Raw genomic sequence first — 26,088 nt, forward strand, 5'->3', positions numbered from 1 at the left:
TACACCGAACGGGTTACAGACTGCGGATCAACTGCGCCAATCCGTTGCCGATCGACGTCGGCTCCGGAAGGTCAAAGCGCTCGAGCAAACGAGTATTGTTGGCGCGCGAGTGGCGAATATCGCCCTGACGTGGCGCCTGATAGTTCACCGTCAAGGGAGTGCCGGTAGCGGTTCCCAATTCGGCGATCAGATCATTGAGGCTGGTGGATCGGCTCAAGCCGATGTTCACGGCACCCGGTTGCGGCTCCTTCATCTCCACGGCCTGGAGCAGAATCTTTACCAGGTCCTGGACATAGACGAAGTCGCGGGTTTGCTTGCCGTCGCCGAAAATCGACACCGGCAGTTTCTTCATCGCACGCTCGGTAAAGATGCTGATCACGCCGGAGTACGGCGAAGATGGATCCTGGCGTGGGCCGAAGATGTTGAAGAAACGCAGGACTACCGGCTCCAGGCCGTGTTCTCGGCGATAGAAGTCCAGGTAGTACTCGCTCGCCAGTTTGTCGCTGGCGTAAGGCGTCAGAGGAGATTTCGGGGTGTCTTCGTCGATGGCGGTGCCTTCACCGTTGTTGCCATAGATGGCAGCACTGGAGGCAAACACGACGCGCTTGATGCCGGCTTTCGCCATGCTTTCGCAAACGTTCAGGGTGCCGACGAAATTGGCCTGGTGAGTCGAAACAGGGTCGTCAACCGACGCCTGCACCGAAGCCACTGCCGCCAAATGTACGACGGCGCCGCAATCGCGCATGGCCTGATTTACGACGCTGCTGTCGGCAACATCACCGGTAATCAGTTCCAGGCCGGATTTGTCCATCGGCAGATTGCTGACTTTGCCGGTCGACAGATTGTCCAGAACGCGAACTTTGTATCCCTTGGCCAGCAAGGCTTCCACAAGATGCGACCCAATGAAACCCGCCCCGCCAGTGACCAGTACGCGCTCAACAAACATGAAATTTCTTCCTGAAGATTCAAGCGGATACCAGATTGATTAGTCCGCTAACGGTGTGTGATCGGTTCCAGCATAGACCAATGTGGAGCAAGTGATACCAGGCGGTCACAACCGACGGCTTTATGGCGCAAAGCCATTAAAACGCTATCGATGATGGGAGATTCAGCGATTACTGTCAATAGGTTGTCGATTTCACTGCCGAGCGGTGAACGCCATGGGAAAACAGTCATTATTTTGACGACAATGATCGGATCCAAACGAGTGTAATTGAATGTGACGCAAGCTGGCACCCTGCCCTCAGCCTTGACACCAAAATTCAATTCTCTTCACGTTAAACAGAATGCCCGCACGCCACCCCACACATGAACATTTCTTCACCCCTGCCCAGGACCAGAACCTGTACATTTCCCTCGCTCATTCAAGAAACTACGGTTTGCCCGCCCTCCCGCGGGCTTTTTTTTGCCTGTAGATTGCCAGGCATTCTCTGCGTCCATGGGCCGATGGCCCGGAGTTTCCGATGACGATCTTCTCCCTGCCCTGCGAGCGGCTGACGCTGGCGATCCTGAGCCCCAGTCAGGCTGCGCTGGAAAGCGACTTTTACCTTCGCAACCAGGCGCATCTTGCGCCGTGGTCGCCGGTTCGTGCGGACGATTACTACAGCCCTGAACGAATTCGCTCGCGCCTGTCACAGCAAGCCATGGCTTTTGATGAGGGCTATGCGGTGCATTTCGCGGTGCTGGATCGTGATGACGGGCAGATGATTGGCGCGTGCAATTTCAGCGGCATCGTTCGCGGGGCATTTCAGGCGTGTTATCTGGGGTATCACATCTGCGAGTCCCGCCAGGGCCAGGGCTTGATGCGCGAGGCGCTGGAGGCGGGTATCGGGTATGTGTTCGAGACGCTGAACCTGCACCGGATCATGGCCAACTACATTCCGGGCAATGAGCGCAGTGCGCGGTTGCTGGAGCGCCTGGGTTTCGAGCGTGAGGGGTATGCCAAGGCGTACCTGAACATTGCCGGGCGCTGGCAGGATCATGTGATGACGGCGCTGGTGAGCACGGTTTGGGAGGATCCGGAGCGGCAATGGTCGAGGCAGTTGGGGTAAGGGAAAACATCCCGGCTTTTCACAAGGGATCGTTGGTCAAGTCTTAGACTGCAGGCTGAGTCTGCACGCCTGATACCGCCTTTTCATGCCTCTGCAACACCGGCGCCTCAAGCCGCGCCCTTCCATAAAACGCCAACGCCGTCAGCAGACACGCCAGCCACACGACAATCCCGGCCCAGAACGTGTGCGACATGTAATGCCAGCCCTGCAACACCCGCGTCGTGCCATACACGAAACCCAGTCCCAGCGAGCCGTACATCAGGGCCTTGGAGTAACGCCAGCGATAACGCCGCGCCACGAAGTACAGCGCCAGCATCGTGAAACCACCCGACGCATGCCCGCCCGGCCAGCAGCGACCATCACCGGCCACCTTCAGCAAATCGAAATTCTCGTACCACTCCTTGTGCTCGATCTTGCCGCCGTACTGCGTGGTTTCGATCGGGCAATACACGCTGGTGTGGCCCTTGAGGTAGTGGATCAGCCCGGTGCTGATGGAGAACGCGAACACCACGTAGAGAAAATCCCGGCGATGTCTGTGGGCAAAACGCAGCACTGGCGCGACTTTGATCTTTTCCAGGAAGGCACGCAGCTTCGGATGCTTGTCCATCCTGAACACTGTCCAGAAAAAAGACAGCACGGCACCGATCACCGCCAGTTCGCCGGTCCAGTTGGGAATGATCCGTGCCCATTTATGGGTGATCTTTTCGAACAGGTGCACATGATCCAGCGGAAAACTCTTGGTCACCGGGTCGTAAAAGAGATCGTTGAAGGCGATGTCGATTTTGGTGAGGTCGAACATCAGGAATACCACCACCGCACAGGCCAGGGGTATGCCGAAATTCATCCAGTAAAAACGCGAGCGGGAGGCGGTCTGCATGGTGTTTCCAGATTCCGGGAGTGAATTCATTGGTCAGCCACCGAGCGCCAGTCCGACGCCTCGATGAAGCCCAGCATGCGCGGCGCCTTGAGCGACTCGGCGGTGATGAACAGTGAGGCGCCATAACCCAGGGTCGAGCTTGGCAACTTGAGATCCCTTTCAATTTGCGACATGCATTCGCTGTGGGTCACCAGGATCAGGTTGCGGCCGGCCACCTTGTGCGCCAGGGCATCACGCAGCATGGTGCCCTTACAGTTGATCAACCATTCATCACCGGTATCGACCTTGTTGAACATGTAGCTGGCGGTTTGCGAGGTACGCATCATCGGGCTGTTGTAGATGTCGACCCTTCCCAGACCCAATCGCTCGAACTGCGCGCCCACCGCTACCGCGACGGCGCGCGAACGATCGGTAATGCCGTCGTCGCCGCTCAGGCAGGGCGCGGGGGAATGGTCGCAGCGCTCGACATGACGGACCAGCACGATCAAGTCGCCCTTGGCCCAACCGGCCTGCAACGCCCGCGCACCGGCAACGTTGCCATGGGCCAGGTCCGGCACCGCGGCCGGGCGCAATAAAAACAGGGTCAACGGAATCACCAGCAGCGCACAGGCCACGATCACGGCGCTATTGCGATAACGGGCAAGACGGCTCAGGTCGAACGTGCGGGTGATGCCAAACAGTCTCAATTCCACAACAAGCCGCCTCGCCGGCACGTACTTCAAATTCGATGCGCCGAGGGTAAAGGCAGGGGCGTAGGCAACCGGTGAAACACATGTGAAAAAAGAATCAACGTCCGCACAAATCCCCTGTTACAAAATCGCCATCACAAAATCCTTTCAGCTCTCGCGATTGCGGCCGATACAGGCCTGCTACACACCTTGCTGGCACCTAAAAACAACAATCTTCCAGCCAACCGACGATCGAGAAGCACTACGTTCCTGGAGGAATTTTGATGAATAGCTGGTTCGGCAACATCAGCGTGAACCTGAAACTGGGCCTGGGATTCGGCCTGGTCCTGGCCTTGACCTGCATCCTCGCCCTGACGGGCTGGACCAGCCTGGGCAGCCTAATCGACCGCAGCAACTGGATGAGCGACATCACCCAGCTCAACGCCGGCCTGACCAAGCTGCGCGTGGTGCGCCTGCAGTACATGCTGGCCAACGGCGATGAAACCATCGCGCAGAATGTTCAGAACACCCTTGAAGGGTTTTCCGCTCAACACCAGGCCGTCCTGACCAAGTTCAAGAGCCCGGAAAACATCAAGTTGCTCAAGGAGCAAGGCAAGGTCATCGACGACTACAAAACGTCCCTGGCCAAGATGCGCGGTGCCTATCGCGCGGCCAACGGCGCACGGGATGTGATGCTCACCAACGCAGAGGCCGCCAACGGCCTGATCAACGACATCAACAGCCACGTGCAGAAGCTGCCGCAGAGCGATCAACGCTTCGAGCAGTTCCAGGCCATCACCGCCGCCCGGGAAGCCTTCGTGCTGGCGCGTTATGAAGTGCGCGGCTACACCGCCACCACCAACGCCGAGACCGAGCGCAAAGCCATCGAGCAACTGGACCTGGCCATCGCCAGCGTGAAATCCCTGAACGTGCATTTCGCCGATGTCCAGCCAGACGCCCTGCGCCAGCTGGAAACCGCCCTGGGCAACTACCGCAGCGCCCTGCAGTCCTACAAGGCCGCTGACAGCGAGGTGGTACAGGCGCGCAAGGAAATGACTGACGAAGGCGCCGCCATCGTCTCCCTGAGCGAGCAGCTGTATCAGATCCAGCTCGACCGTCGCGACGCCGAAAGCGCACGCGCACAGACCATGCAGCTGATCAGCACCCTGCTGGCATTGCTGGTGGGCATCATTGCCGCCGTGGTCATCACCCGGCAGATCACCGGTCCCCTGCGTGAAACCCTGGTGGTGGTCGATCGCATCGCCAGCGGCGACCTGTCCCACGACATCAAGGTGACCCGCCGCGACGAACTCGGTGTGTTGCAGCAAGGCATCGCGCGCATGGGCGTGACACTGCGCGACCTGATCAGCGGCATCCGCGACGGCGTGACCCAGATCGCCAGCGCCGCCGAAGAATTGTCGGCGGTGACCGAGCAGACCAGCGCCGGGGTCAACAGCCAGAAGGTCGAGACCGATCAGGTCGCCACCGCCATGCACGAGATGACCGCCACGGTTCAGGAAGTCGCGCGCAACGCCGAACAGGCCTCGCAAGCGGCTGCGGCGGCGGATGGCGAAGCCCGTGAAGGCGACAAGGTGGTCAACGAAGCCATCGCCCAGATCGAGCGCCTGGCCAGCGAAGTGGTGCGTTCCACCGAAGCCATGAGCGTGCTGCAACAGGAAAGTGACAAGATCGGCAGCGTCATGGACGTGATCAAGGCCGTGGCCGAACAGACCAACCTGCTGGCGCTCAACGCCGCCATCGAAGCGGCCCGTGCCGGTGAAGCCGGTCGTGGTTTTGCGGTGGTGGCCGATGAAGTCCGTGGCCTGGCCCAGCGCACGCAGAAATCCACCGAAGAAATCGAAGGCCTGGTGGCCGGACTGCAGAACGGCACGCAACAGGTGTCGGCGGTGATGAACAACAGCCGCGTACTCACCGACAGCAGCGTGGCCCTGACCCGCAAGGCCGGCGAGTCACTGGACAACATCACCCGCACGGTGTCGAACATTCAGTCGATGAACCAGCAGATTGCCGCGGCGGCCGAGCAGCAGAGCGCGGTGGCCGAGGAGATCAGCCGCAGCATCATCAATGTGCGGGATGTATCGGAACAGACAGCAGCGGCCAGTGATGAGACGGCGGCGTCGAGTGTCGAGCTGGCGCGGTTGGGGAATCAGTTGCAGACGATGGTCAGCCACTTCCGGGTCTGATGTCAGGTCCACCGGTTCGCGGGCAAGCCTCGCTCCTACAGGAATTTGCGTACCCGTAGGAGCGAGGCTTGCCCGCGAAAGCGATCTAAACCTCAGACACAGATGGCATTGGTAAACACCAACCGATTACCAAACGGATCATGAACGGTCATGTCCTGGCTGCCCCACGGCATGGCCTGGATCTGTGGATGGGCGAACTTGTATTCCTTGGCCAGCAATTGCTGCTGGAAGGCTTCCAGTTCATCGGTCTCGATGCGCAGCGCCGAGCCCGGTGTCGCGTCGCCGTGGTGTTCGGACAGGTGCAACACACAGTCGCCACGGGAGACTTGCAGGTACAGCGGGAAATTGGCTTCGAAACGGTGCTGCCAGTCGATCTTGAATCCAAGGAAATCGACATAGAACTCAACCGCTTTGGTTTCGTCGAAGATCCGCAGGATCGGGGTGGTTTTGCCGAAGCTCATCAAGTTGCTCCCAGACAGAGGTAGCCCGCAGTGTAGATGGGCTTTACGTCAGCGGATCGGCTTACGGATGGCATTCTTTAATCTCAATCTGCCATCACCCCGAAACACCAAGGTACGCATGCCCCCTGTAGCAGCTGGCGAAGCCTGCGTCCGGCTGCGAAGCAGTCGTAAAACCTGCGCGCGAGGTCTACCTGAAGCACCGCGTCGCCTGATTTCGCGACTGCTTCGCAGCCGGACGCAGGCTTCGCCAGCTGCTACATGGACGCGTTGACCTTTAGTGAAATCCTTCGCGCAGGTCGCCCTGTCGCGCCAGAAAGCGCCCTTCCCTGCGGCCATTGGCCTGGCCGTCGCGATAGCTCAATACGCCGTTTACCCACACCCCTTCGATGCCTTCGGCCGCCCGCTGCGGATCGTTGAAATCCGCCACATCGCGAATGGTCGCCGGGTCGAACAACACCAGATCCGCCCAATGCCCTTCACGAATCTCACCGCGTTCCTTCAGGCCGAATCGCGCCGCCGACAGGCCGGTCATCTTGTGCACGGCGGTGTGCAGCGGGAACAGGCCTACGTCGCGGCTGAAATGGCCGAGTACCCGCGGGAAGGCGCCCCACAGGCGTGGGTGCGGAAACGGGTCTTCCGGCAGGCCATCGGAGCCGACCATCGACAGCGGGTGGGCGAGGATCCGGCGCACGTCGTTTTCGTCCATGCCGTAGTACACCGCGCCAGCCGGTTGCAGCTGGCGGGCCGCATCGAGCAGCGACAGGTTCCACTCGGCGGCGATATCCATCAGGTCGCGACCGCCCATTTCCGGATGCGGCGTGGACCAGGTGATGGTGATGCGATGGGCATCGGTGACCTGCTTGAGGTCCAGGGTCGACGAGCTGGCCGCATAGGGATAACAGTCGCAGCCCACCGGATGGGTTTTCGCCGCCTGTTCCAGCGACGCCAGCAGTTGCGGGCTGCGCCCCCAGTTACCGGCGCCGGCACACTTGAGGTGGGAAATGATCACCGGGGATTTCGCGTGGCGGCCAATCTGGTACGCCTCATCCATGGCCTCCAGCACCGGTTCGAATTCGCTGCGCAAGTGGGTGGTGTACACCGCGCCGAAGGCCGTGAGTTCTTCGGTCAGTTGCATGACTTCCTCGGTGGAGGCCGAGAACGCGCTAGCGTAGGCCAGCCCCGTGGACAGGCCCAGCGCACCGGCCTCCAGGCTCTCGCGCAATTGCTCACGCATACCGGCGATTTCATCGGCCGTGGCGGTGCGGAACAGGTCATCCAGATGGTTGCTGCGCAACGCGGTATGGCCGACCAATGCGGCCACGTTCAGCGTGGTATTGGCCGCTTCGACCGCCGCGCGGTAATCCCGGAAGGTTGGATAGACAAACGCCGCGGCGCTGCCCAGCAGGTTCATCGGGTCCGGCGGATCGCCGCGCAGGCTCACGGGCGAGGCGCTGATCCCGCAGTTGCCGACGATCACCGTGGTCACGCCCTGGCTGAGCTTGGGCAGCATCTGCGGCTGGCGGATCACTACCGTGTCGTCGTGGGTGTGCACGTCGATGAAACCCGGCGCCAGCACATGGCCCTGGGCGTCGATTTCCTCGGTGGCGCTGGCCTCGCGCAGGTCGCCGATGCGTTCGATGCGGCCGTTGAGAATGGCCACGTCGGCAGGGTAACCGGGGCGGTTGCCGCCGTCGATGATCAGGGCGTTGCGAATCAGCGTGTCGTACAGCATGTCAGTCTCCCAGCGGCAAGTGATCGTCGCCGCCGCGGTAATCGTCCAGGGCCAGTTTGATCCGCCGCAGACGCTCTTGATTGTCTTGAGGATTAGCCAGTGCCAGCTCGGTGGCAAGCACATCGATGGCCAGCAGCATGCCGTAGCGCGCCGCTGTCGGTTTATAGATGAAGGAGGTTTCGGCGCTTTGCAGCGGCAGCACGATGTCCGCCAGTTGCGCCAGCGGCGAGTCCTCGCGGGTGATGGCCAGGATTCGCGCGCCGTAGTTGCGCGCAAGCTCCACGGTTTCCACCAGCTCCGGGGTGATGCCGGTCAGTGAGCAGACAATCACCACCTGTTCGGCGCTGAGGCTGGCGGCGGTGACGCGCATCATCACCGCGTCGTGGCACACCGAAACCGGGTAACCGAGGCGCACCAGCCGCACCTGCAATTCGTCGCTGCACAGGGTCGAGCAGCCGCCCATGCCGAAGGCGTGAATCATCCGCGCCTTGCCCAGCAGTTTCACCGCGTCGGCAAACCTCGACTCATCGAAGCCCGACAGGTGCTGGCGCAGGGTCGACTCGATATCGCCGACGATCTGTCCATAGAACGCCGATTGCTCAGGCGTGCCCGCCGGATCCAGAAAACGGCTGCCAACGCCGCTGGCCTGGGCCAGTTGCAGGCGCAGGTCACGCAAGTCACGACAACCCACGCTGCGGGCGAAACGCGACAAGGTGGCGGTGCTGACTTCCGCCCGCTGCGCCAGCTCGTCGAGGCTGGCGGAGGCGGCGAACCCGACGTCGTCGAGCATCAGGCGGGCGATGCGTCCTTCACCGGCGCTGAAAGAATCCTGGCGGGCGCGAATCTGGTAAAGGATGTCCATGGCAACTGGGCTCCGGCTAGATCAGGTAGGAAAGGCCGACGGTCAGGCCGAAGGCGACGAGCGAAATCAGGGTCTCAAGCACGGTCCAGGTTTTAAACGTCTGGGCCACCGTCATGTTGAAGTATTCCTTGATCAACCAGAAGCCGCCGTCGTTGACGTGGGAGAAGATCACCGAGCCTGCACCGGTGGCCAGCACCAGCAATTCCGGATGCGGATAGCCCAGGCCGATGGCCACCGGCGCGACAACGCCGGAGGCTGTGGTCATGGCCACGGTCGCGGAGCCAGTGGCGATGCGCATCAGCGCGGCGAACAGCCACCCCATCAACAGCGGCGACAGATGGAATTCGTGGGCCAGGCCGACGATCTGGTCGGTGACGCCGGCGTCCACCAGGATCCGGTTCAGGCCGCCACCGGCACCTACCAGCAGGGTAATGCTGGCGGTCGGCGCCAGGCATTCGTTGGTGAACTTGAGGATCGATTCGCGGTTGAAGCCTTGGGCGATGCCGAGGGTCCAGAAGCTCAGTAGCGTCGCCAGCAACAGCGCGATCACCGAGTTGCCGATAAACAGCAGGAACTGGTTGAAACCGGTACCCGGCGTGGAGATCAGGTTGGCCCAGCCGCCGATCAGCATCAGCACCACCGGCAGCAGAATGGTCGCCATGGTGATACCGAAACCCGGCAGGCTGTCACGAGGTTCGCGCTCGAGGAACTGGCGCTCCAGCGGGTTTTCCGCCGGCAACTGGATGCGCGGCACGATGAACTTGGCGTACAGGGGACCGGCGATGATCGCCGTGGGAATGCCGATGGCAATCGCGTAGAGCAAGGTCTGGCCCACGGAGGCCTGATAGACCTGCACCGCAAGCATCGCCGCCGGGTGCGGCGGCACCAGCGCATGCACTACCGAAAGACCGGCGACCATCGGCAAACCGACCATCAGGATCGACACGCCAACCCGCCGCGCCACGGTGAACGCAATCGGCACCAACAATACGAAACCGACTTCGAAGAACAGCGGCAACCCCACCAGGAACGCGATGCAGACCATCGCCCAATGGGCGTTCTTCTCGCCGAAACGGTCGATCAAGGTCCGCGCCACCTGCTCGGCGCCCCCGGACTCGGCCATCATCTTGCCGAGCATCGTGCCCAGCGCCACCACCAGCGCGATGTGCCCCAACGTCTTGCCGACCCCCGCCTCATACGCCCCCACCACACCGGACGGCGGCATCCCGGCGACCAGCGCCAGGCCTAGGGAAATCAGGGTGATCACGATGAACGGATTGAGCCGGTAGCGAGCGATCAGAACGATCAGGGCGATGATGGCAACGGCGGCATACACCAGCAGCCAATAGCCGAAGGACAGGGTCATGCGGTACTCCTCGAGAGGGTCACGTCGAAAGTTTTGTGAAACTCTTAAAACATTTCGAAGCGTGAAACTCAAACGAGGTGAAAGTAATTTTCGTGCAGAGGTACGGAGTGTCGTTTTTGGATATGTCTTGTCGCGATTAATGAAAATCGCACAGGCTGATTTTCATGTTGAAGATCAAAAGATCGCAGCCTTCGGCAGCTCCTGCAGGGGAACGCATTCCAATGTAGGAGCTGCCGAAGGCTGCGATCTTTTTTACTGATCAGTCGTGACTGACATGCGCGCGCTTGAGCAGCTTCTTGCACCGCTCGGACAAATGGAGCACCCGCAGATGTTTCCCGGCCTTGGCATAACGCTCGCGCAAGGTCTTGAGGGCGGCGATGGCCGAGTAGTCGACGAAGCTCAGGTGGCGGCAGTCGATGGTCACCACCGCCGGGTCGTTGGCCGGATCGAACTGGTTGAGGAAAGGCGTGGTCGAGGCGAAGAACAGCGTGCCGTGCATCAGGTACAGCTTGCTGCCGTCGGCTTCCACATGGCTGTCGGCGTACAGTTCGCGGGCCTGCTGCCAGGCAAAGTTCAGCGCAGCAATGATGATCCCGCACAGCACCGCCGTGGCCAGATCGGTAAATACCGTGATCACCGTCACCGCGACAATCACCAGCACATCGTTGAGCGGCACCTTGTTCACCACCCGCAGCGAGGCCCAGGCGAAGGTCTGCTGCGACACCACGAACATCACCCCCACCAGCGCCGCCAGCGGAATGCGCTCGATCAGCGGCGACAGGAACAGGATGAACAGCAGGATCGCCACCCCGGCGACCACCCCGGACAGGCGACCACGGCCGCCGGAACTGAGGTTGATCACGGTCTGGCCGATCATCGCGCAACCGCCCATGCCGCCGAACGCACCGGACACCACGTTCGCCGCGCCCAGCGCCACGCACTCGCGGTCCGGGTAGCCGCGGCTCTCGGTGATTTCGTCGGTGAGGTTCAGGGTCAGCAGGGTTTCCAGCAGGCCCACCAGCGCCATCAGGATCGCGTAGGGGGCGATGATGCGCAGGGTGTCGAGGTTCCACGCAATGTCCGGCAAGGCGAAGGTCGGCAGGCCGCCGGCGATGTGCGCCATGTCGCCGAGGGTGCGGGTCGGCAGGCCGAGCAGGTACACCGCCAGCCCCACGCCGAGAATCGCCACCAGCGCCGGCGGCACCGTGCGGGTCAGGCGCGGCAACACGTAGACGATCGCCATCGTCACCGCGACCAGCCCGATCATCATGTACAGCGGCGCACCGCTCAGCCAGGCCTCACCGTCCTTGAAGTGCTCCAGCTGTGCCAGGGCAATGATGATCGCCAGGCCGTTGACGAACCCGAGCATCACCGGGTGCGGCACCATGCGCACCAGCTTGCCGAGCCTGAGCAGACCGAACGCCATCATGATCAACCCGCCCAGCAACACCGTGGCCAGCAAATACTGCACCCCGTGCTGCACCACCAGCGCGACGATCACCACCGCCATCGACCCCGCAGCTCCCGACACCATGCCCGGCCGCCCGCCGAACAGCGCGGTCAGCGTACAGATGAAGAACGCGCCATACAGGCCCATCAACGGATTGAGATGAGCCACCAGCGCAAAGGCGATGCATTCGGGCAGTAAGGCAAAAGACGTGGTGAGGCCGGCCAGGATATCGGCGCGCAGATTTTTTGGTTTCATGGGGGACCGCATGCAGGAGTCGCGAAAAGAATGTGCGGATGTTACGGATTTGAGGGCCACCCGGCCAGTTATGGCGATTTTGAGGACGCCATCGCGGGCAAGCCCGCTCCCACAAGGTCCGAGTCGTTCGTTGATTTTGTGAACGACTCAATTCCTGTGGCAGCGGGCTTGCCCGCGATGAACGATGACGCGGTCTAAAGCGAACTCACACCATCTCGTTACGAATCCACTCCACCACCGAAGTCCGCTTGGGCACCCAACCCAACAGTTCCCGGGCATGCTTGCCACGCACCCGGCTATTGGAACCCAGGCCATAGTTGGCCATTTCATACCCCCACTCGGCCTCCGCGTCCTTGAGCGGCCAGTCCTGCGGTTCACCCAGGTTCAGCGCCTTGGCCATGGCCGTAGTCATCTCAACGAACGACGCCTCGCCGCTTTCCACAAAGTAGAAAGTGCCCGGCACATTTTTGGTCAGCGCCAGCAGATACAGCGACACCACATCCTCGATATGCACGTTGGACCAGATGTTCTGCCCGGTCCCGACATGGCGCACCACGCCGCTTTTGCGCGCCTGTTTCAGCAGTCGCGGCAACTGCACACTGTCGCGATTGACGCCCAGGCTGTGGCCGTAGATCAGGGTGTTACAGATGACCGCCGAGTTCACGCCGTCCTTCGCCGCCGCCAGGATCAGGTTGTCGATGGCCACCCGGGCGGCCTTGTCCACGGTCGGTTCCGGCAGGTTGTCTTCGAAGTAGATGACGTCGCTGGATTTGCCGCCCGAGGCATCGCCGACGATGCTCGAACCGCTGGTGTGCAGAAACACTTTGTTCGTGCCGCGCAGGGCATCGAGCAAGGCCTCCACCGCGCCGCGATGGTCGCTGCTGGCGGCGTTGATCACCGCGTCGGCGGCACGGGCTTGCTCGGCCAGCAATGCGCGGTTATCCAGGGTGCCGATCACCGGAGTGATGCCCAGTGCCTTGAGTTCATCGGCCTGCTCGGCATTGCGTACCAGACCGGTAACGCTGTGGCCCGCCTGGATCAGGCCCGTGGCGATGGAACCGCCGATGAAGCCGGCAGCGCCGGTAACGAATACGTTCATGGAGAAACTCCCTGCGTTGATAAGTGATGCAAGGAGTATCGGGCAGCGGTCGGCGAGGAAAAATCCCCGCTGACCCAATTCACTCTTGCGCAGGGATCACGAATCAGTCCTTGAAGTCCGAGCTGGCATAGAGCGCCAGCTTGCCCTGGATGAAGTCGAGGAAACATTGAATGCGCAAGGCCAGTTGCGAGTTGCGGTAGTACACCGCGTTGATCGGCTGGCGGTAGCCGCTGTTGAACTCGGCCAGCAGCACTTTCAAGCGCCCGGCACGAATGTCCTCGATGGTCATGTAGTGCGACAGGCTGGCAATGCCCTGCCCTTCCAGCGCCAGATGGCGAATGGTCTCGCCGCTGGAGGCGCTGAGCGCGGCGTCGATCGGCCAGCGATCGCCATGCACGTGGCGCAACGGCCACTGGTTGAGGCCTTCGTTCTGGGTGAAGCCCAGCAGGCTATGACCGGACAGGTCGGCGACGGCCGTCGGCGTGCCGTGCCTCTGCAGATAAGCAGGGCTGGCGACAATGTGAATCGGGCTGCAACCGAGTGAGCGCGCGTGCAGGGTCGAGTCGGCCAGGGTGCCGATGCGGATGGCGATGTCGGTGCTTTGTTCGAGCAGGTCGATGATCAGGTCGTTGCTGTTGAGTTCAAGCTGGATCTGCGGGTAGAGACGGCGGAACTCATCGATGTAGGGCACGATGGCGTGCAGCATGAAGGGTGATGCGGCGTTGATCCGCAGGCGTCCGGACGGCATCTGCTGACGCGATGACAGGCGCTCTTCGAGTTCGTCCATCTGGTCGAGAATCAGCTTGGCGTGCTCGAAGAAGTACTTGCCCTCCTCGGTCAGGTCCATGCGTCTTGTCGTGCGGTTGATCAGGGTGGTGTCGAGCTTGGCCTCGAGCCGCGACAAGGTGCGGCTCACCGCCGACGGCGTCTGCCCGACCTGCTCGGCCGCCGCGGAAATCGATCCGCATTCAATCACGCAGACGAAGATCTGCAATTCATCGGATCTGGCTTTCACGTGTGTTCCTTGTCGATAGTCCGAGGGCCAATGCGCTGAACCTTGGCCCAGATGCTACAGCTCTGACTTTCGATAGTAGTCGAGCATCACGCCTTGAGGCCAAACACCTCAGCCAGATGCCGCTCGTACTGCGCCACATGCCCTTCGATGTCCGGACGCTTCATCACGTCCACCGCCAGGAAGGTCGGCAGGCCGGTCATGCCCAGGAATTCGTTGGCCTTGTGGAACGGGAAGTACACCGCGTCCACACCCTTGCCTTCGAAGAAATCGGTCGGATCGTCGAAGGCCTGCTGCGGTGCGTTCCAGGTCAGCGACAGCATGTACTGCTTGCCCTGGATCAGGCCGCCGCTGCCGTACTTCTGCGACGAGTCGGCGCGGGTGCGGCCGTCACTGGCATAGAGGCTGCCGTGGCCTTCGGTGAAGACTTCGTCGATGTACTTTTTCACGGTCCACGGCGCGCCCATCCACCAGCCGGGCATCTGGTAAATGATCACGTCGGCCCAGAGGAACTTGGCCACTTCTTCGGCGATGTCGTAGCCGCCGTCGATGAAGGTGGTTTTGACGTCCAGGCCACCCCGGTCCAGCACGGCCAGCGCGGCGTCGTGCAGGGTGGCGTTGTAGCGGCCGTCGGAGTGGGCGAATTGTTTGCCGCCGTTGAGCAACAGGACTTTTTTCATCAGGAACTCGGAGGGGTTTGGAAATTTGAGGAGCGGCACCTTACCGATGCGCCTCGCGCGAAAAAAGCGGCGTTTTCGCAAAACTCATTTGACTCAAACGCAAGAATCAGCAGGAGATTGTTGCCTTAGAATGGCGCCGATTCTGACTTGAGGAGAGTTTTCAGTGAGTGAAATGCAAGGCTTCATCCTGCACGCCAAGACCCGCCCGGAAAAATCCGACGCCTTCGAAGCGTTTTTCAGCGGTTACGTGGAAGCGAGTCGCGCCGAACCCGGCTGCATCGAGTACCACATGCTGCGCGACAAGCAGGACCCGACCCTGTTTATCTTCTACGAGATCTGGCAATCCCAGGCCCACCTGGACGTGCATTCGAACCTGCCGCACATGAAGCAGTTTCTGGCTCAGCGCGACGAGTACCTGGAACGGGACTTCGAGATTCGCGCCATCGAGATGATCAGTTCGTCTTCCGCTAGCCGCTGATCAACAGATGGCCGCCGAGCAACCCCAGGCCAATGAAGAACACCCGCTTGAACAACACCGCGCTGATCCGCTGACGCAGCCACTGCCCCAGCCACATGCCGAGCACCGCCGGGATCAGCGCCAGCAGCGAGGCGCTCAACTCGCCCCCGCCCAGGGCGCCGCGCCATGACAGCCCGGCGGCCAGGGCCAGGGTCGAGACGGTGAACGACAGCCCCAGCGCCTGCACCAGTTCGTCCTTGCTCAGGCCCAGCGCTTGCAGATAAGGCACCGCCGGAATCACGAACACGCCGGTGGCCGAGGTGATGACACCGGTGATCAGCCCGCACAACGGACCGAGCCAGCCCTCGCTCTGTTCGCCGACGCGCAAGGTCGGCAAAAACAGCCCACTGAGCGCATAGAGCAACAACGCCGCCCCCAGACCGCGCACCACCCAATGCCCACCGACCATGCCGATCCACAGCGTGCCCGCGCCGGTGCCAATGAAGATCGCCAGCAGCATCGGCCACAGCCGCCTGATCAGCCCCCGCAGATGACCGCCGAACGCCAGTTGCCAGACATTGGTCAGCGTGGCCGGAATGATCAACAGCGCCGCAGCCTGCGACGGCGCCATAGCCAGACCGAGCAGGCCCATGGAGATGGTCGGCAGACCAAGGCCGATCACACCCTTGATGGTGCCGGCGAGCAGGAAGGTGGCAATGACCAGCACAGACAAGGCCAGACCGAGGTTTTGGTAGAACGCGGCGAGAGTATTCATGGCGCTATCCTGCGCCTGGCGCGGGTGGTTGAAAATCTGCCATATACTGAGGGTGCCTCTTGCCTGGCAAGAGGCTGGATTTTTTGCGATGGCTACCGACGCCTTCGCGGGCAAGCCTCGCTCCTACAGGGCACCTCGATCTCTTTGTAGGAGCGAGGCTTGCCCGCGAAGAGGCCCTGACAGACACCACACCTCCCAAGGCCCCCCATGCACTTCGACCTCACCGACCTGCGCCTCTACCTGCACATCCTCGACACCGGCAACATCACCGCCGGCGCCGCGCGCAGTCATCTGTCCCTGGCAGCCGCCAGCGCAAGAATCCGGGCGATGGAATCTTCATTGGGCGTGGATTTCCTCGAACGCGGCCGCCGTGGAGTCACGCCGACACCGGCTGGAAAGGCCCTGGCACAGCACGCTCGCCTGCTGCTGCAACAGGCCGAGCGCATGCAGCAGGACCTCGCCGAATATGCCAAGGGCGTCAAAGGTCAGGTCCGCCTGCTCTGCAACACCACGGCAATCGCCGAACACCTGCCGGAACTGTTGGCGGACTTCCTCTGCCGTCATCCGAACCTCGACATCGACCTGCAGGAAATGCCCAGCCTGCGCATCGTCCACGCCCTGCGCCAGGGTGCGGCGGATCTGGGCATCGTCTCCGATGCCGTCGACACCCACGAACTGCAAATCCTGCCCTTCCGTGACGATCCGCTGGCCCTGATCATGCCCCCCGACCATCCGTTGGCCGGGAACACGACACCGCGCTTCAGCGATACCCTGCGCCACGACTACGTCGGGCTGGCCGCCGACAGCGCCCTGGCGGTGTACCTCGAAGAACAGGCCTTGCACGCCGGCTCCCGCCTGCAGATCCGCATCCGCGCCGAAGGCTTCGACGGTGTGATGCGCATGGTCGCTCACGGCGCCGGCGTGGGCATCGTGCCGGCCGCCGCCCTGCAGCGATATACAGCCGACCAGGCGCTGAAAAGCTTCATCCTTGAAGAACCCTGGGCACAGCGCAAACTGCTGCTGTGCGCCCGTTCATTCACCGGCCTGCCCGGCTACGCCCGAACCCTGCTCGACGCCCTGCGCGCCGACTGAAACCGGTTTGCCCTTGCGGAAAAACAGGCCGTAAACACAGCTGAGCAACAGCAGAAACGGCACGCCGAACACCAGGGTCATCTTGAAGTCGGCGGTGAAATAAGTGGTGATCATCACCGCCCCCATCAGCAGCAGACCCAGCCAGGTGGTGTAGGGAAACAGGCGCATGCGGAACGACAGTTTGCGTTCGCCGTGGCGCTGGTGATAACGCCGGAAGCAGTAGTGCGTCAGGAAGATCATGAACCAGGTGAAGATGGCGCCGAACATGGAAATCGCCATCATCAGGGTGAACGAACTTTCCGGATACAAGATGTTGAGCAGGGTCGCCAAAGCGATGCCCGAACTGGATAGCAACAATGCGTTCAACGGAATCCCCGACGGGCTCAACTTGCCCATGGCCTTGGGCGCGTAGCCGCCACGGGACAGGCTGAACATCATGCGCGTGGTGATGTACAACTGGCTGTTCATCGCCGACAGCGCCGCAATCAGGATCACGAAGTTCATCACCCCGGTCGCACCGGGAATTCCAATCGCCTGCATCACCGTGACGAACGGGCTCTGGGTCTGGCCGGAGCGGTCCCACGGTACGATCGCCAGCATCAGCGCCAGGGTCAGCAGGTAGAACACCACCAGCCGCACGATGGTCCCGCGAAAGGCTTTCTTCACCGCCTGTTCCGGGTCCTTGGCTTCACCGGCCGCCACCGCGATCATCTCCACGCTCAGGTAGCTGAAGATCGACACGATCACGGCGATCCACATGCCCTGCACGCCATTGGGGAAAAACCCGCCATGGGCGGTGTAGTTGTGAACGCCGTACTCGGGGTTGGCGGAGCCGAACACCAGGTACACCGCCAGAATGATGAAGCCGACGATGGCGCCGATCTTGATGGTCGAGAACCAGTACTCGAAGGTGCCGAAGGTCTTCACGCTGATGGCGTTGAGCACGATCAGCACACTGGAGAACGACAGGATCCACACCCACTCCGGCACGTTGGCGAACCAGTACTTCATGTACATCGCCACCGCCGTCACCTCGGTGCCGACCGCCAGCACGATGGCCGCCCAGTAGGCATAGCGCACCAGGAAACCCGCCAGCGGGCTGATATAAAACTCGGCATAGGCGCCGAACGAGCCGGAGGTCGAATGGGCCACGGTCATTTCCGCCAGGCAACCCATCAGCAGCAGGGTGATGATCGCGCCAATGGCGTAGCTGACCAGCACACTCGGCCCTGCATAACCGATGGCGTAGGCGCTGCCCATGAACAGCCCAGTGCCGATCGCGCCGCCGATGGCGATCATGCTCATCTGCCCCGACGTCAGCTGGCGCCGCAAGCCGTTTTCACGGTTGGATATCGTTTCAAAACCAGAGTTTTCGGTCATTTCTATGGCCTTTGGATTTTGTCTTTCTTGAAGGGCACGTTGTTGTTTTTTACCGATGAACAGCGGGACCGATCAGCGCACAAACGAATGCCGCCGGGAATAACCCCGGCGGTACGTACGCATGATCCATCAGGTGACGCTGTGGCGAACCTGGAACTGCGCTTGCGCCCAGGTTTTCTGATCGAGAATTTCGCCGAGGACCTGCACCGCGTCCCAGACCTCGGTGAAGCTCGTGTACAACGGAGTGAAGCCAAAGCGCATGATCCGCGGCTCGCGGTAGTCACCGATCACGCCACGGGCGATCAGGGCCTGGATCACCGCGTAGCCTTCGGGGTGTTCGAAGCTGACGTGGCTGCCGCGCTTCGCATGCTCGCGCGGCGTGACCAGGGTCAGCTCATGGCCGGCGCAGCGTTGCTCGACCAGCTCGATGAACAGGTCGGTCAGGGCCAGGGATTTACGGCGCAGGCTGGCGATGTCGGTCTGGGCGAAGACATCCAGGCCGCACTCGACCATCGCCAGTGACGTGATCGGCTGGGTGCCGCACAGATAACGGGCGATGCCCTGGCTCGGCTCGTAACGGGACTCCATGGCGAACTGCCGCGAATGGCCGAACCAGCCGGACAGCGGCTGCGGCACCAGATCGCACAATGGCGGCGAGACCCAGACGAACGCCTGGGAGCCGGGGCCGCCATTGAGGTATTTGTAGGTGCAGCCAATGGCGTAGTCGGCGCCCGCCCGATGCAGGTCCACCGGCACTGCGCCAGCGGAGTGCGCCAGGTCCCAGATGGTCAGCGCGCCGCACTCGTGGGCCAGTTCGGTCAGGGCCTGCATGTCGTGCATGTAGCCGGTCTTGTAGTTGACGTGAGTGAGCATCACCACTGCCGTGTCCTGGTCGATCGCCCGCGGCAGCTCTTCGGGGCTGTCCACCAGACGCAGGCTGTAGCCCTGCTGCAGCATCTCGGCCAGGCCTTCGGCGATGTACAGGTCGGTGGGGAAGTTGCTGCTCTCGGTGACGATCACCCGGCGTGTCGGTGAACGGCTTGCCTGCACGCGCAATGCGGCGCTGAGCACCTTGAACAGGTTGACCGAGGTGGTATCGGTGATCACCACTTCGCCGTCACCGGCGCCGATCAGGCCGGCCAGGCGGTTGCCCAGGCGCTCGCTCAGATCGCGCCAGCCGGCGGTGTTCCAGCTGCGAATCAGGCCATTGCCCCACTCTTCGGCGATCACCGCCTGGGCCCGTGCCAGCGCCGCGACAGGCCGCGCGCCCAGGGAGTTGCCATCGAGATAAATCACGCCTTCGGGCAGCGCGAACTGTTGGCGCAACGGCGCCAGGGCGTCCTGGGCATCGAGGGCCAGGCAATCGTTTCTTGTTGTCATGGTGAGTCCTGTTTCGGGCAGGTCGTGAAAGTCGCCAGGCGCAGTGTAAATCGCCTGTATCGGTGGAAAGATAATGAACGAAGCATTGAAGAATTTTCGTGCAAAGTGCGCAGCCATCGCGTAGTTATCTCGCAGAAAATTCGACTGACCCGCCAATAACCGTGGATTTATTTCAATCATGAATCTCGACGCGACAGACCTGCGAATCCTGCATCAACTGCAACAGGATGGACGTATCAGCAATCAGGAACTGGCGGAGAAGGTCGCCCTCTCGCCGTCGGCCTGCCTGCGCCGCCTGCGCCTGCTGGAAAGCGAAGGCGTGATCACCGGTTATCGCGCGGTGCTCAATGCCGAACAGCTGGGCATCGAACTGGAAGCCATCGTCCACGTGTCGTTGCGACAGGACGTCGAAGACTGGCACGAGACCTTCATCAAGAAGGTCCAGTCCTGGCCAGAAGTGGCCACCGCCTACGTGATCACCGGGGCGAGCAATTACGTGCTGCGCATCCAGGCCCGCAACCTCAAGCACTTCTCCGATTTCATCGTCAACCACCTCAACCGCACGGCGGGCGTGACCGACATTCGTTCGGAAATCGTTTTGCAGAAGATCAAGGAGCGGGAGGAGTTGCTGGATCTGGTGATCCGCAAATAACCGATCAAACAAACGACAAGCCCCCTCGCCACAGGGAATGATCGGTATGACCGCACAATGTCCGCAAATGTGTATCGAAAAGGTCACTAAGAGTAATATCTGCCCTTTCAAAAACAGCCTGACTACAAAAATTCAGAAGGGAACGCGATGGCGGACGAAATGTTGCAAACCGGCACACTCAAGCGGGGGTTGAAGAATCGACATATTCAACTGATCGCATTGGGTGGCGCCATTGGTACCGGGTTGTTCCTGGGTTCTGCCGGGGTACTGAAGTCCGCCGGTCCATCGATGATCCTCGGCTATGCAATCGCCGGTTTCATCGCCTTCCTGATCATGCGCCAGTTGGGCGAGATGATCGTCGAGGAGCCGGTCGCCGGTTCCTTCAGTCACTTTGCCCACAATTACTGGGGCAGCTTTGCCGGCTTTCTGTCGGGCTGGAACTACTGGGTGCTGTATGTGCTGGTGGGCATGGCCGAGCTGACGGCGGTCGGCAAATACATCCAGTTCTGGTGGCCGGAAGTGCCGACCTGGGTCAGCGCCGCGGTGTTCTTCGTGCTGGTCAACCTGATCAACACCCTGAACGTGAAAATCTTCGGCGAGATGGAGTTCTGGTTCGCAATCATCAAGGTCGTGGCGATCATCGGCATGATTGCCCTGGGCTGCTACATGCTGTTCAGCGGCACAGGCGGCCCGCAGGCCTCGGTGAGCAACCTGTGGAGTCACAACGGCTTCTTCCCCAACGGCTACAGCGGCCTGCTGATGTCAATGGCGTTCATCATGTTCGCCTTCGGCGGCCTGGAACTGGTCGGCATCACCGCCGCCGAAGCCAGCGAACCGCGCAAAGTCATTCCCAAGGCCATCAACCAGGTGGTTTACCGGGTGCTGATTTTCTACGTCGGCGCCCTCACCGTGCTGCTGTCGCTGTACCCATGGGACCAACTGCTGCAAACCCTGGGCGCGTCCGGCGATGCCTACGGTGGCAGTCCTTTCGTACAGATCTTCTCCCTGATCGGCAGCGACACCGCCGCACAGATTCTCAACTTCGTCGTGCTCACCGCGGCCTTGTCGGTCTACAACAGCGGCGTCTACTGCAACAGCCGCATGCTGTTCGGCCTGGCTGAACAGGGCGATGCGCCCAAGTCGCTGATGAAGCTGAACAAGCAAGGCGTGCCGTTGCTGGCGCTCGGCGTATCGGCGCTGGTCACCATGCTGGTGGTGCTGGTCAACTATGTGGCGCCGCACGAAGCGCTGGAGTTGCTGTTCGCCCTGGTGGTCGCGTCCCTGATGATCAACTGGGCGCTGATCAGCCTGACGCACCTGAAGTTCCGCAAGGCCATGGCCGAGCGCGGCGTGGTGCCGGGCTTCAAGGCCTTCTGGTCGCCGTTCACCAACTATCTGTGCCTGGCGTTCATGGCCGTGATCATTTACGTGATGTGGATGATCCCCGGCATCCGCGCCTCGGTAATCGCCGTGCCGATCTGGATCGCGATCATCTACGTGTTCTACCGCATTCGCATGGCCGCCCACCGCGACCTGCCAATCGCGCAGTAACCGCACAATGAAAAGCCCCGGTATTCAGTGAATGCCGGGGCTTTTTTTCGTCCGTACTCAGAGAGTCGAACGCAGTCTCCACAGCTCGGGGAACAGCACGGTATCGAGCATCTTGCGCAGATAGCCCACCCCTTCCGTACCGCCGGTGCCCGGCTGGAACCCGATGATCCGCTCAACGGTGGTCACATGCCGGAAGCGCCACTGGCGGAACGAGTCTTCCAGATCGATGAATTTTTCCGCCAGTTGATAAAGGTCCCAGTAACGCGACGGATCGGTGTAGACCTCACGCCAGGCGGCCTCGACCGAGCTGTCATGCACCGTCGGCTGCTTCGGATCACGCTGGAAACGCTGCGGGTCGATCTCGAGGCCGGCATTGACCAGCAGGCGAATCGCTTCGTCGTACAGCGAAGGCGTGGCGATTTCCTTTTCCAGCTCCGCCAGCAATTCCGGACGATGGGCATGGGGCTGCAACAGGGTCGCGCTCTTGTTGCCCAGGATGAATTCGATCTCCCGATACTGGAACGACTGGAAGCCCGAGGACTGACCCAGAAACGGCCGGATCGCGTGGTACTCGGTGGGCGTCATGGTCGCCAGCACGGTCCAGGCATGCACCAGTTGATCGAAGATCCGCGAGACCCGCGCCAGCATCTTGAACGCCGGCGGCAACTCGCCCAAACGCACGTGTTCGCGGGCGGCCTTGAGCTCATGCAGCATCAGCTTCATCCACAACTCGGACGTCTGGTGCTGAATGATGAACAGCATCTCGTTGTGATCCGGCGACAAGGGGTGCTGGGCCGTGAGGATGCGCCCCAGATCCAGATAATCGCCGTAGCTCATGGAGTCGGAGAAATTCAGCTCGGCGTTATGCCAACCCTCGGGAGGGGTGGCAGAAGAATAAGGGCATTGGCTCATTGGCAAGCTTCCTCGGTTTGAGGCGAATTCAGTTGACGCAGAATAGCCCGCACCGGGCTGGCGTCGAGATGGGCAAAACGCAGCGGCAGAGCGATCAGCTCGTAATCCCCTTCCGGGACTTCATCCAGCACGATGCCCTCCAGAATGGCCATGCCGTGACGTGCCACCGCGTTGTGCGAGTCCATGGTTTTCGATTGCTGCGGGTCCAGCGAGGGCGTGTCGATGCCGACCAGGCGCACGCCATGGCTCGCCAGCAGTTCGATGGTTTCCTTGGCGATTGCCGTGAAGTCCGGGTCCCAGGTGCTCAGCGGCGCCTGACGATAGGTGCGCAAAAGAACCCGCTCGGGCAGGTTTTCCAGCTTTCCTGTGAGCTGTTCGGGCTGAACCAGCGCGCCGCTGTCCAGGCAATGCAGGACGCGACATGGCCCGATATAGACATCCAGCGGCACCTCGCCAATGGCGGCGCCATCAGGGCTGTAGTGCAGCGGCGCATCGACGTGGGCGCCAGTGTGGGGCGACAGGGTAATGCGCCCGACATTCACTGGGCATTCGGGGCCGTAGCTCCAGACGCGCTCTTCCTGAAACGGCGTATCCCCGGGCCAGGTCGGTGTGGCGGTACTCAAGGGCGGGCTTATGTCCCACATTGTTTTTTTCATTGCAGCGCTTTCCGGAATTTTCCGAGGTAAATGATACGAGTGATGTCTGTATAGATTCTTGCAAAGATCTGCGACAACCGCCCTCCATGTCGCAAAAAATGCGAGAAATTCGACGATGCCCCGCAGGAAATTTCAACAGCCCCCGTAAGTCGTCATTGCGCTTCTGGATAGCCCAATGTCGAACACAGACAACTCAGGCCCCGGCAAGCCCGTCAGGATGGGCGCTTGCAACCTTATCCATCCATGCCTGGCCCGGAGTCATCATGACCGCTAATTCACCGATCACCGTACTTCGCGACACCCATCCGCTGCCCGTCCTCGACGCCTGCAAGTGGGAAAAACTCGAAGGCGATCCGCACACCGTCAACCTCAACGCCTACACCAGCGAAGACGGCAACAAGATCATGGGCACCTGGATCTGCACGCCGGGCAAGTGGTACGTGGAATACGTGAAGTGGGAATACTGCGACTTCCGCGAGGGCTACTGCATCATCACCCCTGAAGGCAAAGAGCCGATTCACCTGCGCGCCGGCGACATCTTCGTCATCGAGCCGGGCATGAAAGGCACCTGGGAAGTGGTGGAAACCGTGCGCAAGTATTTCGTCTTCGCCTGATCCCCAGCAAAACGACACCCGGTTACAAAAGCGACATCCGCCGCTCGGGTGGTTACTCAGGTAACGACTCGATGCGGCACACCTCCTCCGTTACACCCCCACCTTTCCCGCCTTACATCTGAAATGTCCGTGCCAAACGCCTCGGCGCAGTTTTGGCCGATCCTTTGAAAAACCCGATGATCGCTTTTTGCCACCCAGTGACCGCTGGGTTTTCTTCGTGAACGCAAAGCCTGCACGTGTCGATTTCAGATACGAAGGTGGCGCGATCAGGTAAAGGACGCGTCGGACAAGGCGGGTAAGGTGGCGCTGTTTTTTACCGATACACCACATCGCGATGATGGGTCGGACAAGAACGGCAACGTCTGGAGGGCGTCGCGTTCAGAAAGGGCATCAGGCAACCGTGACATTCACTTGCCCCCCATCAGTACGCACAAATGTCGCTCACCAGAGAAGAAAAATAATGATTAGCCCGAGCTCCAAGGATTCCAGTGGCCAATTGGCGCAGGGCTTCAAGCCTCGTCACGTCACCATGTTGTCGATCGCCGGGATCATCGGCGCCGGATTGTTCGTAGGCTCCGGGCATGCCATTGCAGCGGCCGGCCCGGCGGTATTGCTGGCTTATCTGTTCTCGGGCCTGCTGGTGGTTCTGGTCATGCGCATGCTCGGGGAAATGGCGGTGGCCAATCCCGACACCGGTTCGTTTTCCACCTACGCCGACCAGGCCATCGGTCGCTGGGCGGGCTTCACCATCGGCTGGCTCTACTGGTGGTTCTGGGTGCTGGTGATTCCCATCGAGGCACTCGCCGCCGGCCATGTGCTGAACCAGTGGTTCCCGCAGATCGATGCCTGGCTGTTCGCCCTGGTGTCGATCATCGCGCTGGTGATCACCAACCTGTTCAGTGTCTCCAAATACGGTGAGTTCGAATTCTGGTTCGCCATGGCCAAGGTCGTGGCGATCATCGGTTTCATCGGCGTGGGTTTCGCGGTGCTGATGGGCTGGATTCCCGATCGCCAGGTCAGCGGCTTGAGCGGGCTGATGGCCGAACACGGCGGGTTCGCACCCAATGGTCTGTCGGCGGTGGTGGGCGCCTTCATCACCATCATGTTCAGCTTCATCGGCACCGAGGCCGTGACCATCGCCGCCGCCGAATCCGACAACCCGTCGCAGAACATCGCCAAGGCCACCCGCTCGGTGATCTGGCGTATCGGCGTGTTCTACCTGTTGTCGATCTTCGTGGTCATCTCCGTGGTGCCGTGGAACGATCCGCTGCTGGCCGAGGTGGGCTCCTACCAGCGCGCCCTGGAGATCATGAACATCCCCCACGCCAAGTTCATGGTGGACGTGGTGGTGCTGATCGCCGTGGCCAGCTGCATGAACTCCTCGATCTACATCGCCTCGCGCATGCTCTACTCGCTGGGCCGTCGTGGCGATGCGCCAAGGGCCTTGAAGGTGACCTCCTCCGAAGGCGTGCCTCGGGCAGCGGTCATCGCCAGCACCGTACTGGGCGCGGCGATCACCGTGTGGAGCTACTTCATGCCCGCCGGACTGTTCGAATTCCTGCTGGCCAGCTCCGGTGCGATTGCCTTGCTGGTGTACCTGGCCATTGCCGTCTCGCAGTTGCGCATGCGCCGGATGCTGCGTCGGCAGAACGTCGAACTGACCTTTCGCATGTGGCTGTTTCCATGGCTGACGTGGCTGGTGATCGTGTTCATTTGCGCGGCGCTGGCAGTGATGATGGTGTCCCCGCAACACCGCACCGAAGTGACGACGACCATTGGCCTGGCGCTGGCGATTTCCTTCATCGGCCTGATCACCTCGCGTCAATCCGCACAGCCTGCAAGAGCGACCTCCGTGGGATAACGCAATAGAGATACCGGTTCCACACACCAGAGGCACGGCGC

The 26,088-nt window shown here is 61.3% G+C and carries 24 protein-coding genes and 1 pseudogene; 9 read left to right on the forward strand and 16 right to left on the reverse strand.

All coding sequences use genetic code 11. From position 1 onward, the window contains the following. Positions 1–13: 13 nt before the first annotated feature. Complete coding sequence (locus tag HNO86_RS24505) at positions 14–946, reverse strand: SDR family NAD(P)-dependent oxidoreductase (protein ID WP_175379501.1); 933 nt, start codon at positions 944–946, stop codon at positions 14–16. Positions 947–1,463: 517 nt separating this feature from the next. On the opposite strand from HNO86_RS24505, the gene rimJ reads away from it, so the two are divergent. Next, positions 1,464–2,051 (forward strand): ribosomal protein S5-alanine N-acetyltransferase, encoded by a 588-nt coding sequence (gene rimJ / locus HNO86_RS24510; protein WP_175379502.1) that lies wholly within the window; start codon positions 1,464–1,466, stop codon positions 2,049–2,051. Positions 2,052–2,094: 43 nt separating this feature from the next. Here rimJ and HNO86_RS24515 read toward each other — a convergent pair whose 3' ends face one another. Together HNO86_RS24515 and HNO86_RS24520 are read right to left on the reverse strand one after the other, a co-directional pair. After that, a complete protein-coding gene (locus tag HNO86_RS24515) occupies positions 2,095–2,928 on the reverse strand; it encodes a phosphatase PAP2 family protein (protein WP_175379503.1) in 834 nt (277 codons plus the stop codon). A 26-nt stretch (positions 2,929–2,954) separates the two neighbouring features. Next, positions 2,955–3,641 carry a histidine phosphatase family protein gene (locus HNO86_RS24520; RefSeq protein WP_175379534.1) on the reverse strand — a complete coding sequence of 229 codons (687 nt, stop codon included), beginning with the start codon at positions 3,639–3,641 and terminating at the stop codon, positions 2,955–2,957. Positions 3,642–4,015: 374 nt separating this feature from the next. Here HNO86_RS24520 and HNO86_RS30700 point away from each other — a divergent pair. Together HNO86_RS30700 and HNO86_RS30705 are read left to right on the forward strand one after the other, a co-directional pair. Beyond that, positions 4,016–4,942: pseudogene (locus HNO86_RS30700) on the forward strand (methyl-accepting chemotaxis protein); the annotation flags it as partial. Further along, positions 4,937–5,800 carry a methyl-accepting chemotaxis protein gene (locus HNO86_RS30705; RefSeq protein WP_372242558.1) on the forward strand — a complete coding sequence of 288 codons (864 nt, stop codon included), beginning with the start codon at positions 4,937–4,939 and terminating at the stop codon, positions 5,798–5,800. The pseudogene HNO86_RS30700 and the gene HNO86_RS30705, both read left to right, overlap by 6 nt. A 92-nt stretch (positions 5,801–5,892) precedes the next feature. Here the strand turns inward: HNO86_RS30705 and HNO86_RS24530 are convergent, their stop codons facing one another. From HNO86_RS24530 to HNO86_RS24565, 8 genes are all read right to left on the reverse strand, one after another. Beyond that, positions 5,893–6,261, reverse strand: coding sequence for a glyoxalase superfamily protein (locus tag HNO86_RS24530; protein WP_175379505.1), 369 nt, complete (start codon positions 6,259–6,261; stop codon positions 5,893–5,895). Between the two features lie 274 nt (positions 6,262–6,535). Continuing rightward, the gene (locus HNO86_RS24535) at positions 6,536–7,993 is read right to left on the reverse strand and encodes a D-aminoacylase (RefSeq protein ID WP_175379506.1); all 1,458 of its coding nucleotides are present in this window, start codon (positions 7,991–7,993) and stop codon (positions 6,536–6,538) included. Between the two features lies 1 nt (position 7,994). Then, a complete protein-coding gene (locus HNO86_RS24540; protein ID WP_175379507.1) occupies positions 7,995–8,855 on the reverse strand; it encodes a MurR/RpiR family transcriptional regulator in 861 nt (286 codons plus the stop codon). Positions 8,856–8,871: 16 nt separating this feature from the next. After that, entirely contained in the window at positions 8,872–10,221 is a 1,350-nt protein-coding gene (locus tag HNO86_RS24545; protein WP_175379508.1) for a GntP family permease, read from the reverse strand. A gap of 259 nt (positions 10,222–10,480) precedes the next feature. Further along, positions 10,481–11,926, reverse strand: coding sequence for a SulP family inorganic anion transporter (locus tag HNO86_RS24550; protein WP_175379509.1), 1,446 nt, complete (start codon positions 11,924–11,926; stop codon positions 10,481–10,483). 205 nt (positions 11,927–12,131) lie between these two features. Then, positions 12,132–13,025 carry an NAD-dependent epimerase/dehydratase family protein gene (locus tag HNO86_RS24555; RefSeq protein ID WP_175379510.1) on the reverse strand — a complete coding sequence of 298 codons (894 nt, stop codon included), beginning with the start codon at positions 13,023–13,025 and terminating at the stop codon, positions 12,132–12,134. A gap of 103 nt (positions 13,026–13,128) precedes the next feature. Further along, positions 13,129–14,040 (reverse strand): LysR substrate-binding domain-containing protein, encoded by a 912-nt coding sequence (locus HNO86_RS24560; RefSeq protein WP_175379511.1) that lies wholly within the window; start codon positions 14,038–14,040, stop codon positions 13,129–13,131. 86 nt (positions 14,041–14,126) lie between these two features. Continuing rightward, the gene (locus HNO86_RS24565; protein WP_175379512.1) at positions 14,127–14,717 is read right to left on the reverse strand and encodes an NAD(P)H-dependent oxidoreductase; all 591 of its coding nucleotides are present in this window, start codon (positions 14,715–14,717) and stop codon (positions 14,127–14,129) included. A 163-nt stretch (positions 14,718–14,880) separates the two neighbouring features. On the opposite strand from HNO86_RS24565, the gene HNO86_RS24570 reads away from it, so the two are divergent. Continuing rightward, positions 14,881–15,195: an antibiotic biosynthesis monooxygenase gene (locus HNO86_RS24570; RefSeq protein ID WP_175379513.1), complete on the forward strand. Its 315-nt coding sequence runs from the start codon at positions 14,881–14,883 to the stop codon at positions 15,193–15,195. Here the strand turns inward: HNO86_RS24570 and HNO86_RS24575 are convergent. Beyond that, complete coding sequence (locus HNO86_RS24575; RefSeq protein ID WP_175379514.1) at positions 15,185–15,949, reverse strand: sulfite exporter TauE/SafE family protein; 765 nt, start codon at positions 15,947–15,949, stop codon at positions 15,185–15,187. The two genes, HNO86_RS24570 and HNO86_RS24575, sit on opposite strands and share 11 nt — an antisense overlap. Before the next feature lie 207 nt (positions 15,950–16,156). Between HNO86_RS24575 and HNO86_RS24580 the strand changes: the two genes are divergently transcribed. Continuing rightward, on the forward strand, positions 16,157–17,041 hold the full coding sequence (locus tag HNO86_RS24580; protein ID WP_175379515.1) for a LysR substrate-binding domain-containing protein: 885 nt from the start codon (positions 16,157–16,159) through the stop codon (positions 17,039–17,041). Here the strand turns inward: HNO86_RS24580 and HNO86_RS24585 are convergent. Both HNO86_RS24585 and kynU read right to left on the reverse strand, forming a co-directional pair. After that, positions 16,982–18,421, reverse strand: a complete 1,440-nt coding sequence (locus HNO86_RS24585) for an amino acid permease (RefSeq protein WP_175379516.1) — start codon at positions 18,419–18,421, stop codon at positions 16,982–16,984. The genes HNO86_RS24580 and HNO86_RS24585 overlap by 60 nt on opposite strands. 129 nt (positions 18,422–18,550) lie before the next feature. Then, complete coding sequence (gene kynU / locus HNO86_RS24590; protein WP_175379517.1) at positions 18,551–19,801, reverse strand: kynureninase; 1,251 nt, start codon at positions 19,799–19,801, stop codon at positions 18,551–18,553. 178 nt (positions 19,802–19,979) lie between these two features. Between kynU and HNO86_RS24595 the strand changes: the two genes are divergently transcribed. Both HNO86_RS24595 and HNO86_RS24600 read left to right on the forward strand, forming a co-directional pair. Then, positions 19,980–20,453: an Lrp/AsnC family transcriptional regulator gene (locus HNO86_RS24595; protein WP_175379518.1), complete on the forward strand. Its 474-nt coding sequence runs from the start codon at positions 19,980–19,982 to the stop codon at positions 20,451–20,453. Between the two features lie 147 nt (positions 20,454–20,600). Then, positions 20,601–22,004 (forward strand): amino acid permease, encoded by a 1,404-nt coding sequence (locus tag HNO86_RS24600; RefSeq protein ID WP_175379519.1) that lies wholly within the window; start codon positions 20,601–20,603, stop codon positions 22,002–22,004. 57 nt (positions 22,005–22,061) lie between these two features. On the opposite strand, the gene kynA is transcribed toward HNO86_RS24600, so the two are convergent. Both kynA and kynB read right to left on the reverse strand, forming a co-directional pair. Beyond that, a complete protein-coding gene (gene kynA / locus HNO86_RS24605) occupies positions 22,062–22,916 on the reverse strand; it encodes a tryptophan 2,3-dioxygenase (RefSeq protein ID WP_175379520.1) in 855 nt (284 codons plus the stop codon). Continuing rightward, positions 22,913–23,572 carry an arylformamidase gene (gene kynB, locus HNO86_RS24610; protein ID WP_175379521.1) on the reverse strand — a complete coding sequence of 220 codons (660 nt, stop codon included), beginning with the start codon at positions 23,570–23,572 and terminating at the stop codon, positions 22,913–22,915. The genes kynA and kynB overlap by 4 nt, the downstream gene beginning before the upstream one ends. A gap of 263 nt (positions 23,573–23,835) precedes the next feature. On the opposite strand from kynB, the gene HNO86_RS24615 reads away from it, so the two are divergent. After that, a complete protein-coding gene (locus HNO86_RS24615) occupies positions 23,836–24,186 on the forward strand; it encodes a cupin domain-containing protein (protein ID WP_110966221.1) in 351 nt (116 codons plus the stop codon). A 460-nt stretch (positions 24,187–24,646) separates the two neighbouring features. Further along, complete coding sequence (gene gabP / locus HNO86_RS24620) at positions 24,647–26,047, forward strand: GABA permease (RefSeq protein ID WP_175379522.1); 1,401 nt, start codon at positions 24,647–24,649, stop codon at positions 26,045–26,047. Positions 26,048–26,088: the final 41 nt, after the last annotated feature.

The sequence above is a fragment of the Pseudomonas sp. C1C7 genome, from assembly GCF_013359595.1.
Lineage (GTDB): Bacteria > Pseudomonadota > Gammaproteobacteria > Pseudomonadales > Pseudomonadaceae > Aquipseudomonas.